Annotated in this window: 14 protein-coding genes; 5 read left to right on the top strand and 9 right to left on the bottom strand. The window is 67.8% G+C overall.

All coding sequences use genetic code 11. From position 1 onward, the window contains the following. The first annotated feature begins 9 nt into the window (after positions 1-9). From AC1HIL_RS31645 to AC1HIL_RS31625, 5 genes are all read left to right on the top strand, one after another. The gene (locus AC1HIL_RS31645; RefSeq protein ID WP_057594321.1) at positions 10-3123 is read left to right on the top strand and encodes a glutamate ligase domain-containing protein; all 3114 of its coding nucleotides are present in this window, start codon (positions 10-12) and stop codon (positions 3121-3123) included. After that, positions 3120-3413, top strand: a complete 294-nt coding sequence (locus AC1HIL_RS31640; RefSeq protein WP_057594322.1) for a hypothetical protein — start codon at positions 3120-3122, stop codon at positions 3411-3413. The genes AC1HIL_RS31645 and AC1HIL_RS31640 overlap by 4 nt, the downstream gene beginning before the upstream one ends. 83 nt (positions 3414-3496) lie before the next feature. Continuing rightward, positions 3497-5311, top strand: a complete 1815-nt coding sequence (locus AC1HIL_RS31635; protein ID WP_057594323.1) for a peptidase domain-containing ABC transporter — start codon at positions 3497-3499, stop codon at positions 5309-5311. Positions 5312-5391: 80 nt separating this feature from the next. Further along, entirely contained in the window at positions 5392-6708 is a 1317-nt protein-coding gene (locus AC1HIL_RS31630; RefSeq protein ID WP_057594324.1) for an HlyD family type I secretion periplasmic adaptor subunit, read from the top strand. After that, a complete protein-coding gene (locus AC1HIL_RS31625; protein WP_057594325.1) occupies positions 6705-8264 on the top strand; it encodes a TolC family protein in 1560 nt (519 codons plus the stop codon). The genes AC1HIL_RS31630 and AC1HIL_RS31625 overlap by 4 nt, the downstream gene beginning before the upstream one ends. A 45-nt stretch (positions 8265-8309) precedes the next feature. Here the strand turns inward: AC1HIL_RS31625 and AC1HIL_RS31620 are convergent, their stop codons facing one another. The 9 genes from AC1HIL_RS31620 to AC1HIL_RS31580 form a co-directional block, all read right to left on the bottom strand. Next, positions 8310-9746: a sigma 54-interacting transcriptional regulator gene (locus tag AC1HIL_RS31620; RefSeq protein WP_296729956.1), complete on the bottom strand. Its 1437-nt coding sequence runs from the start codon at positions 9744-9746 to the stop codon at positions 8310-8312. A gap of 70 nt (positions 9747-9816) precedes the next feature. Then, positions 9817-11925, bottom strand: a complete 2109-nt coding sequence (locus AC1HIL_RS31615; RefSeq protein WP_296729954.1) for a TadG family pilus assembly protein — start codon at positions 11923-11925, stop codon at positions 9817-9819. 7 nt (positions 11926-11932) lie between these two features. Beyond that, complete coding sequence (locus AC1HIL_RS31610; protein ID WP_479670837.1) at positions 11933-12460, bottom strand: TadE/TadG family type IV pilus assembly protein; 528 nt, start codon at positions 12458-12460, stop codon at positions 11933-11935. Further along, complete coding sequence (locus AC1HIL_RS31605; RefSeq protein ID WP_296729949.1) at positions 12457-12930, bottom strand: TadE/TadG family type IV pilus assembly protein; 474 nt, start codon at positions 12928-12930, stop codon at positions 12457-12459. The genes AC1HIL_RS31610 and AC1HIL_RS31605 overlap by 4 nt, the downstream gene beginning before the upstream one ends. 32 nt (positions 12931-12962) lie before the next feature. Next, entirely contained in the window at positions 12963-13439 is a 477-nt protein-coding gene (locus AC1HIL_RS31600) for a DUF3613 domain-containing protein (RefSeq protein ID WP_479670836.1), read from the bottom strand. Next, positions 13436-14398: a hypothetical protein gene (locus AC1HIL_RS31595; protein ID WP_479670835.1), complete on the bottom strand. Its 963-nt coding sequence runs from the start codon at positions 14396-14398 to the stop codon at positions 13436-13438. Before AC1HIL_RS31595 ends, AC1HIL_RS31600 begins: the two co-directional genes overlap by 4 nt. Further along, positions 14395-15354: a type II secretion system F family protein gene (locus AC1HIL_RS31590; RefSeq protein ID WP_296729945.1), complete on the bottom strand. Its 960-nt coding sequence runs from the start codon at positions 15352-15354 to the stop codon at positions 14395-14397. The genes AC1HIL_RS31595 and AC1HIL_RS31590 overlap by 4 nt, the downstream gene beginning before the upstream one ends. Then, positions 15351-16361, bottom strand: coding sequence for a type II secretion system F family protein (locus AC1HIL_RS31585; RefSeq protein WP_479670834.1), 1011 nt, complete (start codon positions 16359-16361; stop codon positions 15351-15353). The genes AC1HIL_RS31590 and AC1HIL_RS31585 overlap by 4 nt, the downstream gene beginning before the upstream one ends. After that, positions 16354-17670, bottom strand: a complete 1317-nt coding sequence (locus tag AC1HIL_RS31580) for a TadA family conjugal transfer-associated ATPase (protein ID WP_296729942.1) — start codon at positions 17668-17670, stop codon at positions 16354-16356. Before AC1HIL_RS31580 ends, AC1HIL_RS31585 begins: the two co-directional genes overlap by 8 nt. Positions 17671-17677 lie beyond the last annotated feature (7 nt).

Genomic DNA, 17677 nt, shown 5'->3' with positions numbered 1-17677 from the left:
CGGGGCCGAATGATGTCCTTTTCCGATCAGCTCCACGCCTGCCACGAGCGACTCGTCTCGGTGTGCGCGGCGCTGCCGGCGCCCTACCCGGCCTTCACGCTGTTCTTCTCGGTGAGCGACGGCACGCAGCGGGCGCACGTGGTGCACACCCGCGCGGCCGTGCTCGAGACCGCCTGGCGCGAAGGCGCCGAACAGGTCGAACGCTGGGTGCGCGAGCACGGCATCGCCACGCCCTGGTTGCGCATCGACTGGGTCGAGGGCGCGAGCCCGATCGACTGGACCCAGTTCAAGGGACAGCTCGCGTCGGTCAAGCGCAACTACTTCCGCCTCGGCCTGGCCTTCGACAAGGACTTCGAGCTCGCCTTCACCGAGCAGGAGCTCAACGCGAACGCGATGCTCAGCGGCGACTCGACCATCGCGCACGCGGTGGTGAATCCGCGCAACTTCGAGCTCTATGCCGACGAGCGCTTCGGCCGCCGGCTCTCGCTCGACCTGCCGGGCGACCAGCCGGTGTTCCTGCTGGCGACCGTGGGCCTGTTCTGCCAGCCCGACGGCGTGGTGCACAAGCTCGTGGGCACGGGGCTCGATGCCGGGCGGCGCCAGCTGCCCGCGCTCAATCCGCAGTCCACGCTCGACCTGGTGCGCAGCGGCGCCTCGTACCTGGCGCGCCAGGTGCAGGCCGACGGCCTGTTCGTCTACGGCTACTTCCCCTGCTTCGACCGGCGCATCCCGACCTACGACGCGATGCGCCATGCGAGCGCGCTCTACGCCATGATCGAGGCGTGGGAGATCACGCGCGACGAGACGCTGCGCGCGGCCATCGAGCGCGCGCTCGATCGCCTGGTGCACCACCTGATCCGCGACTACAAGCTCGCCGACGGCCGCGACATCTCGTTCCTGGTCGACACCGGCGGCGAGATCCGCCTCGGCGGCAACGCGGCCTGCGTGCTGGCGCTCGTGAAGTACTGCGAGGCCATGGACACGCGGCGCTGGCTGCCGCTGCTCGACAAGCTCGCGCTGGGCATCTCCTCGCTGCAGGACCCGGCGACCGGCCGCTTCAACCATGTCATCCATGCGAACGACCTGACGCTCAAGCAGGCCTCGCGGATCATCTACTACGACGGCCAGGCCTCGTACGGCCTGCTGCGCCTCTACGGCCTCACGCGCGATCCCCAGTGGCTCGCGGTGGTGGAGAAGGCCTTCGACCATTTCATCGCCAGCCAGCACTGGCAGGCGCACGACCACTGGTTGAGCTGCTGCGTCAACGAGCTCGCGCGCTGGAGCCCGCAGGAGCGCTACTTCCGCTTCGGGCTGCAGAACGTCGCGGGCTACCTCGACTTCGTGCTCGACCGCAAGACCACCTTCCCGACGCTGCTCGAGCTGATGCTCGCCGCGCAGCAGATGCTGCAGCGGCTCGAGGGCATGCCCGCGATGCGGCACCTGCTCGACGAGCTCGACGTCGAGAAGTTCTACCGCGCGCTCGACTACCGCGCGCACTACCTGCTCAACGGCTACTTCTGGCCCGAGATGGCGATGTACTTCCGCCGTCCCTCGACCATCGTCGGCTCGTTCTTCATCCGCCACCACGCCTTCCGCGTGCGCATCGACGATGTCGAGCAGTACGTCTCGGGCTTCGTGGCCTTCCACCGCTACCTGGTGGAGCGCCGCACGCTGCACGGCACCGGTGCCGGCGCGGTGGCCGGCGGCGGCATCTCGGTCGGCCAGGGCGGACCGCGCGACGACGGCGGCACCTGGACCGCGAGCGAGATGGCGCGCGTGACCGGCGGCGAGTGGGTGGTGAAGCCCGAGGACGGCTGGCGCGCCAGCGGCGTCGCGCAGCGCTCCTTCCTGCGCAAGGGCCGCGTGGTGTTCGAGAACCAGACCCGCAATGCCAAGGCCCCGCTCGCGGCCGTCGCGCTCAAGGGCGTGCTGCAGCCAGCGGCCGCCGTGCTGTGCGTCGATCCCAAGCCGCACCTCGACAAGCGCGTGCCCGTGCTCAAGGTGGCCGACCTGCCGCAGGCCGTGCTGCAGCTCGGCACCCATGCGCGCGCCGAGTTCGACGGCGGCGTCTGCGCGGTGGTGGGGCAGGGCGTCACGGGCTCGACCGTGGCGGCCATGATGGCCAGTGCGCTCACCGTGTGGGGCGAGGTCGGCCAGCCCGAGGGCAGCATCAGCCTGCCGTCCGGCATCGCCTGGAACCTCACCTGCCTGCCGCGCCACGCCGCCTACTGGGTGCTCGACATGAGCCAGTCGCAGCTGCCCGCGTCGACGCAGCTGGTGCGCCCGACGCTCGCGGTGATCGCCGGTCCCTCGGCCGCGGCGCAGAAGCACCGCGGCCCGGCCGAGGCCGCCGCGCGGCAGGACGCGCGCATCTTCCTCGGCATGACGGCCGGCGACAGCGTGGTGCTGAACCGCGACATGCTCGAGTACCCGGTCTTCGCCGAGGTCGCGGCCGAACGCCAGCTGCAGGTGGTGAGCTACGGCGAGCATCGCGCGGCCGACGTGCGGCTGGTCTCCTTCGACCATGGCGAGGTGAAGGCGGTGGTGGCCGGCGAGCCGCTGCAGCTGCGGCTGAACGCGCCGGGCCGCCACATGGGCATGAGCGCCGTCGCCGGCCTGGCCGCGCTGACCGCGCTGCGCCTGCCGCTGGCCGCGGCGGTCGAACCCTTCGCGCAGTTCGAGCCGCCGGGCGGCCGCGGCGCGCTGCACACCATCCACATCGGCGGCGGCAGCTTCAAGCTGATCGACGAGACCTACGACGCCAATCCGAGCTCGATGCGCGCCGCGCTCGAGCTGCTGGCGCAGGCCCCGTGCGAGCCCGCGCGCCGCGTGGCGATCCTCGGCGACATGCAGGAGCTGGGCCCCGCGGCCCAGCGCCATCACCTCGACCTCGAACCCGAGCTGCTGGCCACGCAGGCCGACCGCGTGCTGCTGTGCGGACCGCTGATGCGGGCCCTGCATGCGCGCATCAGCTCGAAGGTGCGTTCGCACTGGTTCGTCGACGTCTCCGATTTGTCGACCGCGCTGGGCAGCCTGCTCCAGCCGGGCGACTGGGTGCTCGCGAAAAGCTCCGCGGGCGTGGGTCTGTCCCGGCTGGCCCGGGTTCTGAAAGCACTGCCATGACCAGACTGGATGCACTCCTTCATCTGCCCGCGCAGCAGGAAGCCGCCCCGGCACGCCGGTGGTGGACGGGCTGGGCCCAGCTGCTGTGCGCGTGGGTCGTCTGCATGCTGCTGTGCGTCAACGTCGCGATCCTGCTGGATCGGGGTTTCTTCGGAGACGACGAACCCGCGCAGGCACGCAGGACGGTGGCTTGCGCCGGCATCGTGCTGCCCACCGAAACCGTCTCGCACCGAGCGGCGACAGGGACTGACCGACCCCTGACCAAAGCCTCGAATTGCACTGCTTTCTAGAGTGAAATATTGCCTTGTAACAGTCGGGTAACAGTTGATAATGAAGCCGTTGCGTCATCGCCTGACGGGATCGGCTTTCGCCCATGATCAAGTTTCTCCTGCCCACTCAACTGGTCGCCGAACGGCCCGTGGAGCCCGGTGCCAGTCCCTACGCGGGCGCCCTCCACGCCGCGTTCCGTGATGCCTACCCGCTGATCAAGAGCGCGGCCTGGCGCTCCATTCCGATCAGCCTGTTCGGGCTGCTGCCCTCGATCTTTCTGCTGCAGGTCTACGACCGCGTGCTCTCGCGCAGCGGCGTCTCGACGCTGGCGGCGCTGGTCAGCGGCATCCTGTTCTTCCTGTGCATCGAGTTCTGGCTGCGCACGCGCCGCTCGCGCCTGCTGCGCAACGCGGGCGCGATCATCGACCACGGCGTCTCGGGCGCCTTGATGGGCTCCATGCTCGGTCGTCCGCTGCGCGCGCTCGAGGCGCGGCCGGCCTCGGTGTGGCACCTGTACTTCCGCGACGTCGGCTCGGTGCGCGGCACCGTCACCGGCGGCCTCGCGCAATCGATCTTCGACCTGCCGATGGCGGTGTTCGGGCTGGTGGTGATCGGCATCGTCGCGCTGCCGGTGCTGCCGGTGGTGGTGGCCTTCCTCGCCATCCTCTCGTTCCTCGCCTGGTGGTGGGCCGACGAAGTACGCGCCGGCCGCGTCGAGGAAGTGCAGCGCGGCCGCGGCCTCGACCGCATGACGGCCGAGATCTGCCATGCGCGCGAGACGCTCAAGTCGCAGGCCAACGACGGCCCCATCATCGAGATGTGGCAGAAGACCTACAACGACTGGCTCACCGAGAGCTTCACCAAGAACGGCCAGATCGAGACCGCGCGCGACGGCACCACGGTGCTGCTGACGGTGTTCTCGGTGATCGTGGTCACGGTGGGCGCGATCTCGGTGATGGAGCAGTGGATGACGGTCGGCGGCCTCGTGGCCTCCAACATGCTCGCGCTGCGCGCGCTGCAGCCGATCGCCGGCCTGGTGTCGAACTGGCGTTCGCTGGCCACCGCCAAGGAAGCCGCCAAGCGCCTGGAGACCGTGCTCGGCGAGCCGGTGGAGAAGCCGCCGGTGGGCATGGCGCTGCCGCAGCCGCTGGGCCGCATCACGCTCAAGGACGTGAGCTTCAGCTTCACCGAGAACGCGCAGAAGGCGGTCATCGAGAACCTCGATCTCGACATCGGCCCCGGCGGCCTGCACGTCATCGTCGGGCGCAACGGCGCCGGCAAGTCCACGCTGGTCAAGCTGCTGTCGGGCCTGTACACGCCCACGCACGGCGTCGTCAGCATCGGCGAGTACGACCTCTCGCAGTTCGGCCGCGAGGAGTTGTCGCGCTGGATCAGCTACCTCTCGCAGGAGGTCTACTGGTTCGGCGGTTCGCTGATCGACGTCATGCGCCGCACCGCGCCGGGCCAGAGCGACGAGCAGATCGTCGCGGCCTGCAAGCTCTCGGGCGCGCACGAGTTCATCTCGCGGTTGCCCGACGGCTACCGCTCGATGGTGGGCGAGGGCGGCACCGGCCTGTCGGTGGGCGAGCGCCGCAAGCTCGCGCTGGCCATGAGCTTCCTGCGCAAGCCCTCGGTGCTGGTGCTCGACGAGCCCAGCAACGACCTCGACTTCCAGAGCGAGCGCGCGCTGCTGGCCACGCTGCTGGCGGTGGCCAAGGTGCGCACCGTGGTGGTGGTCACGCATTCGCTGCGCATCGTCTCGGCCGCCAGCCATGTCTACCACGTGACCGGCGAGGGCACGGTGGAGCAGGGCACGGCCGCGGCGATGGTGCCCAAGCTGTTCGGCGTGAAGAAGGCGCTGGTGGCGCTGCCCGAAGGTGGCGAGGACGGCGAGTCCTCCGCGCGCTCGATCGCCTGAGCTTCGACTTTGTTTATGGATTGGACCGATCGACCGATGACCGAGTGCGACGACCGAGTGACCGCAAGGGAGGCGAGATCTTGAAAGCCGATCTGCCGCAGGTCCTGCAGACCGAAGAACAGAGGCGCGCCGCCCAGGTCACGCCCCAGGGCCGCCGGCGCCAATGGCTGCTCGGCGGCCTGATCGGCGTCTTCGCGTTGGTCGGCCTGGGCTTCCCGATGGAGACCGTCGTGGTCGCGCCCGGGCGCGTGATCCCCTCCGACCGCGTGAAGTCGATCCAGCATCTGGAAGGCGGCATCGTCAGCGCCGTGCTCGTGAAGGAAGGCGACCACGTCAAGCAGGGCCAGTCGCTGGTCGAGATCGACCTCGGCGGCAGCGGCCTCAACCTCGAGGAACTGACCGCGCGCTATGCCGCCACCCAGGCCACGCGCGTGCGCCTGCTGGCCGAGAGCCGCGGCCAGCCGCTCAAGCGCGACAGCTTCGCCAAGGACATCGACGAGGGCGTGTACGCCGGCGAGACCGGCGCCTACGACGCGCGCGCGCTCGAGCAGCGCGGCGTGATGGCCGGTGCCATCTCCGGCCTCGAGGCCGCGCGCAGCCGGCAGCTCGAGCAGCAGGCCAAGGTCAAGGGCCTGAGCGACCGGCTCGACCTGATGCAGAAGGAACTCGAGGTGTCCGAGCAGCTGCTGAAGGAAAAGCTGGTCGGCCAGGTCGAGGTGCTCGAGAAGCGCCGCCAGGCCGAGGCCGCGCGCAGCGAACTCGCGGTGGCGCGTCAGGGCGTGATCTCGGCCAACGCCGCCATCACCGAGGCGCAGGCCAAGATGGCCGAAGCCGAAGGGCGCTTCCGGCGCCGCGCGTCCGACGAGCTCGCCACCGTCGAGCGCCAGTTCGCGAGCCTGAGCGAGGACCTCGCGCGCGCACGCACGCAGCGCTCGCGCACCGAGGTCAAGGCGCCCTCGGACGGCATCGTCAAGGGCCTGCGCAGCGGCAGTCCCGGCTGGGTCGTGAAGCCCGGCGAGGCCATCCTCGAGGTGGTGCCCGACAAGGACGAGATCATGGTCGAGGCGCGGCTCAACCCGAACGACCGCGGCTTCGTCGAGATCGGCCAGGCGGCCACCGTCAAGATCACCGCCTACGACTACCTGCGCTATGGCGCCGTCGAGGGCAAGGTCACGCTGGTGGCGGCCGACGCGGACCGCGACCCCGCGATCTCGAACGGCGCGCCGTACTACCGGCTCCTGATCAGCACCGACAAGTCCTTCGTCGGCCACAAGGAAAACCGCATCACCGTCGGCATGGAGTCCGAGGTCGACCTCAAGGTCGGCACCGACCCCTTCATCTGGTACATTCTGCGTCCCGTGCTCAAGCTTCGGCGCGAAGCCTTCCGCGAACCATGAAGCGCCGCATGACCAATGGCCGGCGCCCCGCGGGCACCGGCGTGCTGTGCGCGGCGCTCGCCGCCAGCTTCGCGCTGCCGCCCGCCGCGATGGCGCAGGAGCAGCAGGATCCGCCGCCCTCGCTGGTGCTCGCGCGGCGCCTGTCGCAGCCCTCGATCGGCACCGCCGGCTACGTGCAGCGCGTGAAGCAGGCGCTGGTCGCGCTGTCGCAGGAATACCCCGAGGTGCAGACCGCGCAGGCCGCCGCCAACACCAGCGGCTTCCAGATCGACCAGGCGAAGAAGGCGCGCTATCCGCGCTTCAAGGTCGGCACCTCATCGGGCAACTACAACAGCGGCGCCGCCAACGCGCAGACCCAGAGCTACAACGTGATCACCGCCGAGGCGCGCATGAGCCTGCTCGACGGCGGCGCGATCAGCGCCTCGATCCGCGCCGCCGAGGCCGGCAACGAGGCCGACGGCCAGGCTGTCACCACCACCTCGCAGAAGGTGGTGCTCGATGCCCTGACCGCCTACCTGCAGGTGCAGCGCTTCGACCTCAAGAAGGAGATCGCGCACCGCTCCACCGAGATCGTGGCCGAGCTCTCGAAGGCCGAGGCGCGCCGCGTCGCGCTCGGCGCCACCGGCGAGAACGACCTCAACATGGCCAGCGCGCGCCGCGCCAGCGTGGCCGCGCGCGAGGCCGACTTCGAGGCCCAGCGCGACGAGGCCATCGCCAAGTTCCGCAGCTACTTCAAGTTCACGCCCATCACGCGCAACCTGCCGGTGCTGGCCGCGCCGCCGCAGTGGCGCATCGACTCGCAGGCCGAGGCGCTGCGCCGCGCCGAGGAGCGCAGCACCGAGATCGCCGAGGCCCAGGGCCGCATCAACAAGGCCAAGGCGCTGGTCGAGCAGCAGGAGGCCAGCATCTGGCCCACCGTCGAGGCCGTGATCGTGAAGAGCAAGGACCCGCGCGGCGTGTCGCCGCAGGATCCCACGCGCACCGCGCTCGAGCTGAGCTGGAACTTCGGCAGCGGCTTCGACCGCCAGCTGCGCGTGCGCACCGCCATGGCCGAGGTCGAGAACCAGGAGGCCAAGCTCGAGGGCGTGAAGCTCAACCTGTTCGAGCTCACCAGCGCCTCGTGGTCGCGCACCGTGTCGGGCCGCGAGCGCGAGCGCCAGCTGATGGAGGCCGTGAGCACTTCGGGCCAGGCCTTCCGCGGTCGCCGCCGCCTGCTGGAGTTCGGCCGCGACACCCTGCCGCAGGTGCTCGATGCCCAGCTCGAGTACTACAACCTGCTGTTCGACTACGTCGATGCCGTGTTCGACCTGCGCGTCAACGAGCTGCGCCTGGCGCGCACCACCGGCGAGCTGCGCATCGACCCCGAGGGCGGCAACGAATGGGTCGACCGCGTCTTCGGCGCGCCGAGCCGTACCGTGCTGACCGAGGACGGCCTGTTGAGCGGCCCGTGCCTCGCGAGCAACTCGACCTGCGCGAGCGAGGCGCGCGTGGATCGCTCGGAGAACGCGCAGACCGTGACCCTGCGGCGCGCCGAGCGCCTGCCGGCCGGCAACTGACGAACAGAGAAGAAGGGGTGCGCGGCGCGCCGGGCGCGCCGCGGCTCAGGCGTCTTCCGGAATGCCCGGTTCGCCGTCGAGGATCTGGTACTTGCGCATCTTCTCCCACAGCACCTTGCGGCTGATGCCCAGGTGCTGTGCCGTATCCTGGCGTTTCCAGTCGTTGATCTCGAGCGCCGCGATGATGCGGTTGCGCTCGCTGCCGTTCCAGCCCTTGCGCTGATCGCCGCCGGCGGCATCGAAGGCGCTGCTCGTGCCCACCGCGTTCGCGCCCAGGCCCATGCCGCCGCCCGCGCCGGTGGAGGGCGTGCCGCGGGTCAGCGCGATCGCGCGCTGGATCAGGTGCTGGTCCCAGCTGTGCAGCTGCCGCGCGATCACGCCCACGCGTTCCGCGAGGTTGCGCAGCTGGCGCACGTTGCCGGGGAAGTAGGTCTCGGCCACCGCGTCGCTGAGCCAGTGCGGCGTTTCGCCGAGCGCCTCGAGCTGGTCGCCCAGCACGTTGGCCAGCAGTGCCTTGAAGATCGCGATCTTGTCGATCTCGCCGCGTTCCTCGAGGCTGGGCACGTGCAGCTCGATCACCGCGAGGCGGTAGAACAGGTCGGCGCGGAATTCGCCGCTGGCCACCATCTCGCGCAGGTTGCGGTTGGTCGCCGCCACCAGCCGGAAGTCGACCCGGATCGGCGAGGTCGCGCCGAGCCGCGTGACCGCGCCGTCCTCGAGCACGCGCAGCAGCTTCACCTGCTGGTACTTCGGCAGGTCGCCGATCTCGTCGAGGAACAGCGTGCCGCCCGTGGCCTGCTCGAAGTAGCCGCGGTGCGCATGCACCGCGCCCGTGAAAGAGCCCTTGGCGTGGCCGAAGAACAGCGACTCGAACAGCCCGTCGGGAATCGCGCCGCAGTTCACCGCCACGAATGCGCCCTTGCTGTAGTTCTGGTGGCCCAGGTGCAGCTGCTGCGCGATGCGTTCCTTGCCCACGCCGGTCTCGCCGCGCACCAGCACGCTGTGGTCGCAATCGGCGAAGGCATTGACCTCGGCCAGCAGCGACTTCATCGCTTCGGAGTGCGCCACCAGCTCGTCGAGCGGCTGCGGCGCCACGTCGCGCGCGCGCAGTTGCCGCACCAGCTTCGCGACCATCGTGCGCAGTTCGGCGCAGGTGAAGTCGTAGGGCAGCACGTGCAGGTACTCGGGCGGATAGGTGCGCGAGTCGCGCTCGCGCGAAGCGGCCGCGACCCAGATCACCGGCATGCCCTGCAGCAGTTCGGTGGCCTGCGGCAACCCGCCGCCATCGATGACCGTGACGCTGATGATCGCCACCGACGGCCGCATCGCCGCCGTGCGGTCCTGCGAGGGCGGCGGCATGCCGTCGGCCCGGATCACCTCGACATCGAAGCTCGCCATGCAGCGGGCGATGCGGTCGAGGATGTCGGCCTTTCCTTCCCAGACAAAGAGGTCAAGTTCGTCGAAATTGGGGGCTGAACTCATGCTATTGGATGAAGCGCTGAATCAAGGAACAAGCTCGCTTGGAAAGGTTCGTCGTGGAGAGGGAGGAGCGTCAGTAGACGAGAACGGCGCCCCGGTTGCACGAAAGACGGCCCGAGACCTCGGTCTTCGACAGGTCGATGCCCAGCAGGTCGAGCAGTGCGTTGAGCGTGGGGTCGAGCAATGGGCCCAGCGCAGTTTTCACCAGGTTCTGCAGCGTAGTCAGCAAGTTGCTGATGAGACTGAGTGTGCCGTTGAGCAATGCACCGAGCAGGCCGCTGTTGTCGTCCGCGTAAGGGCGGATCTGGATGCCGCCCAAGGTGGCGGCAAGGCTGCCCACGACAGACTGCGAAGTGATGGCCTTGTACGAGGGATCGACCGTGCCATCGAAAGGCGGGGCGTCGATTTCGGGCAGATTTTCCGGCGCGGGCGCGCGGTAGACCATTGGATTGGTGGTGCCGGTGCCGCCTACGGGCGAATTGATCGTCAGGCCCAGGCCCGAGATCACGGTCTTTTTGCCGTTGGTCTTCCCGTCTACGAAGTTGCCGGCCGCGTTCTTCCACTTCTCGCCGGAACACCCGATCGAGCCAAGCAGGATATTTAGCAAGCAGGAGTCGTAGCGAGCCTCCTGGTAACCGATCTCAACCACGGGCACGGGTGCCGCAGTGACGGGCGCCGACGAGGAAAAGACGGTATCAGAGACCTTGCCGACATTGAGCTGGGCGATGCTCGTATTGGCCTGTACGTCGAGTTCTTTATTCGTGTCGGAGGTGCAGGCGTATCCTGTCACGTAGGCCTCGCCGTTGCCCGAGCTGATTGCGACGTCGATGGGAGCGGGTAGTGCATCGGCATAGAGCACTTTTGAAACGGGACAACTGTTGCCGCCACAGATGATGCCGCCCACGAGCTGTCCCACGATGTTGCCCAGGTTGAGCGTGCTCACCGTATTGAGAAAGTTGAGGATCGGCGATAGCGCAGCGAGTGCGGCCGATGCGACTTGGCTCACGACTCCGGTAAGGTTGGCCAGATTCACTGAGATCAGCGTACGGATCTGCGAAGTCCGGACATAGATCTTGTAGGGATCCGACACGCCGAGGCTCGGTGTGATCAGATTGGGATTTCCCACGGCCGAGACCTGGGCTGGCTCTACCACCTTGATCTTGACGCTGGCGGTGATGCCCGCGAGCGAGGGGATGTTCAGCGCAACGGCCGCGGCGTTCTTCCCATTCGCCAGCTGTACGACGCTGTTGACGAGCTGAAAAAGCTGCAGGTCGGTCTTCAGGCCGGCGGCGTCGGTGCCGGTCTCGATGTTGAGCAGGTCCGCTACCTTGAGCAGCGGCTTGGTCGCGGCGAGTTCGGCCGCGACCTTGATCTGCTGCAGTGCGTCGATGACCACCTGGGCAGTGGCTCCGCTGCGCTGGAGCGCCACGATCATCGCCTGCAGCAGCGTGCCCACGTCGGCTTGGGTATTGAGGACCTGGTCGTAGCCGCCAGCGCTGATGTTGAGCGCGATCTTCAATTGATCGAGAAAGTCGAGCAGCTTGATGTCACTGTTGAGCAGCCCGTTCCAGCCCACTGCGTCGATGTTGATGCTGCCGCCCAGCAGGCCGCCGACGATCGCATTGAGCAGCGGAGACTTCGTGCTGTCGACGTTCACCAGCGTGTTGCGCACGGTCAGCGAAGCCAGCGGTTGTTTCTGCGCGGCGAGCGCGTCGACGGTGACGGTGCGCTGCGAGTTGCCCGGCAGCAGCGGCAGCAGGCGCAAGGGCGCGCGGCTCAGGGTGACGCGCACCGCGTTGAGTCGCTGGCCCGTGCCAGGCGTGCCGAAGTGCAGCGGTGCTGGACGACTCGCATCCCAGTTGCCGCAGCTCACTTCCGATGCGAGCACGGGGGAGAGTCCCGCCGGGAGGTTCTGCGCGGCGTTGGCGACCGCGGCCTGCTGGGCCACGCCACAGTTGCTGGGGCCGAGCGCCTGCGCGCCTGCGAGGGCCGCGAGGTCGGCCGTCTTCTGCAACTCGCGCTTGAGGAAGAAGAGGTAGCCGAGCTCGCTACCGATGAGCGTGATCACGATCAGGCTCATCGCGATCGCGAGGTTGACCACGATCGAGCCGCGCGAACGGGTTCGCACCCGGGACGAGAGCTGTGGCCTTGTGGAGTGCGGGAAGGACTTCGTCGTGTTCATGGCGTCCTCACATGGCCAAGAGCGCGGCCGACGCGCGGCCTCGCAGTTGCTCGGGCATCCAGCGGCTGGTGTCGAGCAACGGCAGGGATGGCAACAGCCGGCTGTCGCCGTTATAGGGGTAGGTCACCGTGACGGCGATCTGCGTCGACGAGCCGATCCCGGTCGCTCCGTTGCCGGTGATGGCGATGGTCACCCTCTGGGTGATCCAGTTGCGGCGGTTGGCGCTCGCGGTGAGCGGAACCACCAGCGATTGCTCGAGGGAGTCGACGATGGCGGTGCGCACGGTCGATTCGAACAGCGTGTTCGTACCTGTGCCCGTGCCCGTGGGGCGGTAGGCCGTGATGGCGCGCACGCCATCCTCCGCGGCGCGAGAGACGATCTGCTGCGTATAGAACACCGCGCCGAAGGTGGCGAGGCCGTAGAGGATGAGAAACAGGAAGGTAAAGGTCAGTGCGAATTCGATCGCGGCGAGCCCCCGCTGGCGCGCGCGCTTGACAGCGCGGCGAGGCATGGCGGTACGTGCGCGGTGCTTCATGGCGACCTCGGATCGAGCAGCATGCTGGCCTTGCCGACGAGTGCGCCTGGCATTGCGAAGCCAGGCATCGGGGGAATCACCAGTCCGAGCTTGTTGGTCTGCACCGTGACTGTGACGAGGCAACGCTGGGTCCAGGTCGTGCCGCAGTCCGAGGTCGAGCAAGCACTGGTCCCGGCGCGGCAAATCTGCGCGTCGACACTCGGCGCGTCGCCTGGCATCCAGCTGACGCTGCTGGTCGCCACGTCGACGGCCTTCTGACGGCGCACCGCGAAGTCGGACTGATAACGCAGCGCAGCGCGGGCGCCGTCTTCTGCGGCAGTCTGCAGGCTCAGGCGGAACGCGAACAGCATTCCGTAGCAGATCGCACCGTAGAGCAGCGCGAACGAGAGCAGGAAAACGAAGGCGAATTCCACCGCGTACGCGCCCCGCTGCGCGCGTGCGCTGGCCGACTGTCTGCGTGTGGAGGTCATCGCGCGTCCTTTTGCAGGAAATCGAGCCGCGATCAGCGCGAACCGCCGGAGGAGCCGCCGCCCTTGCTTTCGCTCACGATCGAGTTGAGCCGCTCGGGGATCGGGAATTCGAAGCTTTTGAGGTAGCGCTCGTAGCTTCGGTTCGCGACGTTGCCGGCGATCGGGCGGGGGGTGCGCGATGCAATCTCGCCGCTGCGCTGCCAGGCGAGCAGGTTGAGCGTTGCATCGCCCACTTGCAACGGCGGCACGTATTCGTCGTCCTCGGGCTCGGCGACCTGCATATCCTGTGCGACGGCTGCCGTTGCATCGGCCGGCGGCACGGGTGCCGGCTCGTCGGCCTTCGCAGCCGGAGCAGCAGGAACGGTCACAGTGGTCACGGGCTTGCTCTTCGCTTCTTCAGGCTTGGCCGCATTCGGCTGGGCCGACGCGGCGATAGGCGCGAGAAGCAGCGCTGCGGCCATGGCGCAGGCGGACAGTGCGGCGACCTTGCAGATGGGTCTGGTGTTCATGGTGTACCTCGTGAAGTCATGCCCGAAGAGGGCGCAGATGTCGCGGCCTCGGCGCCGGGGTTGAGCTGGTTGGCGGTCCGCACGCCGCCCATGCCTGCCCAGCGGGAGGCCTTGAGTGCGAGCGGTGTGGCAATTGCTTCATCGCGAATCCCCGGCGATGTCTCGCCGGCTGCGGTGACGGTGGGCATCCCGGGTGACGCTGCTGCCACAGGAGCGGTTTGGCCGCGCATCTGGATCGCAGCTGCGCGCACAGCCTGGCGCGTGGCTTCCGGCATGCGGCTCGAGTCCATCAGCGCGAGCGCCTGATCGCGCTGGCTTGTCAGTTCAAGGTAGAGCGCGAGGTTGGCCTGTGCCTGCGTGCTGTCGGGGCGCAACTGGAGCGCCTGCATCAGCGGTAGCCGTGCTTCCTCGTATTGGCCGGCGCGCAGGCTCGCGTAGCCGAGGTCGCTGAGCAGCAGGCCATCGGTTGGTGTGCGGCGCTGCGCCTGGCGCAGCAGCAGCGCTGACTCGGCGAAGTTGCCGCGCTCGCCAGCGATCAGGCCGAGGCCACGATACCCAGCGCTTTCCAGCGATGTGCCCATCAGGCGCTTGTAGGCGGCTTCTGCAGGGACGGCCTGGCCGGTTTGGCGCAAGGCGTCCGCGCGCACCCGCGTCGAATCCGGCGTAACCCCCCAGCGTTGCTCAAGCGCATCGATGTGTGCCAGGGAAGCGAACCACAAGCCCTGTTGCTGCATCTGGCTGACGAGCTGCAGGTAGGTTGCCTGTGTGTCGATGTTGGCACTGGCCTTGGTTTCGTTCGCCGTTTCAAAGGCCTGCCGCTGTTGGGCTTCCTCAGTGGCGGCATAGCGGTCCTTGGAGACCGCGCAGCCGGCGAGAGCGAGGGTTGCCCCTGCGATTGCCAAGGTCGACTTCAGGCGCGTGCTGGGCGCGCAGTAGCGAAAAAGAGCGAGAGATCTCATTTTCCGATGCTCCCCAGCGAACGGAAGATGGCGATGAAGCCGGGGCCCGCCGTCACGATCACCAGCGCGGGCAGAAGCGTGGTGACCATGATGCCGGTCATCTTCACGGTGATTTTTCCGATCCGTTCCTTCATCTCGGAGCGGCGGTGCTCGCGCAGGCGCTCGCCGAAGACGCGCATGGGTTCCTGCACTGCGCCGCCGTGGCGGTCCACCTGCACCAGCAGGGCGACCAAGCTGCGCAGGTTCTCGTTTTTGTGAAGCGAAGCCAGGCGCTGCAGCGAATGCTCGCGGGTGCGGCCCTGCGAGTACTGGCGATTCGCGATGGCCAGCTCGTAGCCCAGCACGTGCAGCACGTGGGAGAAGTCGGATGCCATGATCTGCAGGCTCTGGTCCAGACTCAGCCCCACGCCCTGGAGCAGCTTGAGCAGGTCGACGAACAGCGGCAATTCGCGGGCCACCCGTTCGCGCCGTTGAGCGGCGAACCGACCCAGCACCCATTTCGGGCCCATGAAGCCAGCGACGAACAAGGCGGCCATGATCATCGCGACGGTTGATCTGGAGTAGCCTTCGACCCAGAAGAGTAGCGCTGAGACTGGTAGCAGCACTGCGAGCATCATGCGTGTGACCAGGAAGATGAGTTGTGCACGCTGCGATCGCAGACCGCACTGATCGATGAGGTCTCGGTCCTCGTTGGCAACCAATGCCCGGCCGATCCTGGAGTTGAGCCAATGAAAGGGCAGCTCCACGTCGGGCTTATCCTGTTGGCCCAGATCAGGATTGGTCTCGACGATGCCGTTGGGTAGGACGACCGTGCCTTGCTGGATCGCGCGTTCGATCGCCTGGCCGCTGCGGGCGCGCCGCAGGTCCGCTGCGATCAATGCGCCAGCGGCAATCAGGAGGCCGAGAGCCAGTAGCGCGAGGCTCAGTGTTGTCAGGGTGGCGGGTGTCATCGTCATGCGAGCCTCGCGAGCCTGTAGAGCAGCACGCCACCGAGCAATTGGAGGCCGACAGCCACAAGGACCATCACACGGCCGGAACCGTCGTTCCACATGCCGAGAAAGTAGCTCGGATTGTTCGAGATCATGAAGGCCCCGACACCCACCGGCAGCAGGCCGAGGATCCATGCGGACAGTCGAGTTTCGGCCGACATGGCGACAAGTTCGTGTTCGGCCTGCTCGCGATCGCGCATGAAATTGCTAACGCGCTCGAGGAGCAGGTCCGAGCGGCCACCGTAGCGGACACCCAGTCCGAGTATCGAGGCCAGCAGGTACATCTCTTCGATGCGGACGTTGCTGGCCGTCTGGTGGAGTGCGCGATCGAGGTCCACACCCGCTCGCACAAGCGAGGCCGAGCGCTCCAGGTGGCCCCGCAACGGCTCTTGCGTGCCTGCGATCGCAAGCTGGAACGAGGCTTGCGTCGAATTGCCAATCGTGATTAGGCGGACCATCGCGTCGATATAGCCGGGCAACTGGCTCACAAGGGTCCGCCGCATCTTCTGAATGCGCAGCCAGATCGCGAAGGAGGAGCCCAGCAGCAGTAGCGCCAGTGTGCCCAGTGCAGCGATCCAGCCGCCGAAGAGTCCGATCACAATCGACACCACGACGACTGCGCCGACTACGAGCGCGAGCGTCTTGGGCTCGAGCACGCCCAGCAGCCAACCAGGCATGGCGGTTTCCAGCCAGCCCTTGCGCTGCGTGGCTGCGGCCACTCCGTCGGTTTGGAGCCATGGGTCGCTCATGAGACCGGTCGTCAGGCTCTCCACCGACGCATCGCGACGACCTGGGGCGGGGGCAGGCGTCGCTGAGTTCACGGGAGCCTTGTTGCTCGCATGGATTTGAAGATCCAGATGTCGGCTGACGGTCTGCCGTGACTGACGCTTTCGTGCCCATTGCCACAGCAGCAGACCGAAGGCGGCCATCAGCAGCGCCACGACGGTGGCGCCGAGCAGGATGACTTCACGCACGATGATCTCCCTGCATACCGCGCGTGAACGCTTGCCGGAATCGCGTGATCTTCGGCGAATGCGGCGCGATGCCCAGCGACACCCAGCGATCCTTCTCTTCTCCGTCCGGCGACACCACCGGCTCGTAGCGATACAGCTCCTGCATCGCCACCACGTTGTCGTTCACGCCGGTCACTTCGCTCAGCGAGACGATGCGGCGTTGCCCGTTCGACATCCGCCCGATCTGCACGATGAAGTCGATCGCGCTCGCGATCTGCCGACGCAGGCTCACCTCGCTGCCCTGGTAGCCCGCGAAGCCCGCGAGCATCTCGAGCCGGTAGAGGCATTCGCGCGGCGAGCTCGCGTGGATCGTGCCCATCGAGCCTTCGTGGCCGGTGTTCATCGCCTGCAGCATCTCGATCACTTCGGCGCCGCGCACTTCGCCCACGATGATGCGGTCGGGCCGCATGCGCAGGCTGTTGCGCAGCAGGTCGCGGATCGACACCACGCCCTGGCCGTCGAAGCCGCCCGGGCGGCTCTCGAGCCGCACCACGTGGCTGGTGCTCAGCGAGAGTTCGGCCGTGTCCTCGATCGTGATCACGCGCTCGCGCGCCGGGATGAAGCTGGCCAGCGCATTGAGCAGAGACGTCTTGCCCGAGCTGGTGCCGCCGCTCACGAGCACGTTGCAGCGTGCGCGCACCGCGATTTCGAGCAGTTGCGCCATGCCGGCATCGAAGGTGCCGAGCTTGACCAGGTCGGCCGGCGTGAGCGGCTCCTTGCGGAACTTGCGGATCGAGACCGACAGGCCGTCGATCGCGAGCGGCTCGATGATCACGTTGATGCGCCCGCCATCGGGCAGGCGCGCGTCGACCATCGGGTTGGCTTCGTCGAGCCGGCGACCCAGCGGCGCGAGGATGCGGCGAACGATGCGCATCACGTGCTCGGAGTCGGCGAAGCGCAGGGTCTCGCGCTCCAGGATGCCGTGGCGCGAGACGTAGACGTTCTGGTAGCCGTTGATCAGGATGTCTTCGACCGCCGGGTCGTTGAGCAGGTCTTCCAGCGGACCGAAGCCCGCGAGTTCCTTCGTGAGCGCATCCGAGATGAGCTGCATCTCGCGGTCGTTGATCGGCACGCGGCGCAGGCGCACGAAGCTGTCGACCTCGAGCTCGACGAACTGCTGGATCGAGGCGCGCGACCAGCGTCCGAACTCCGCGCCCAGCTCCTCGATGCGACTGAGCAGGTGATCGTGCGTCCAGCTCTTGATGTCCTGGAACTGCTGGGATGTGATGAACGCCTGGTCGTCGTCGGCGAATTCGATATCGGTGGACATGGGCTGT

It is taken from the genome of Variovorax sp. ISS6 (assembly GCF_056523145.1).
This window is presented reverse-complemented; position numbering and strand designations above follow the sequence as displayed.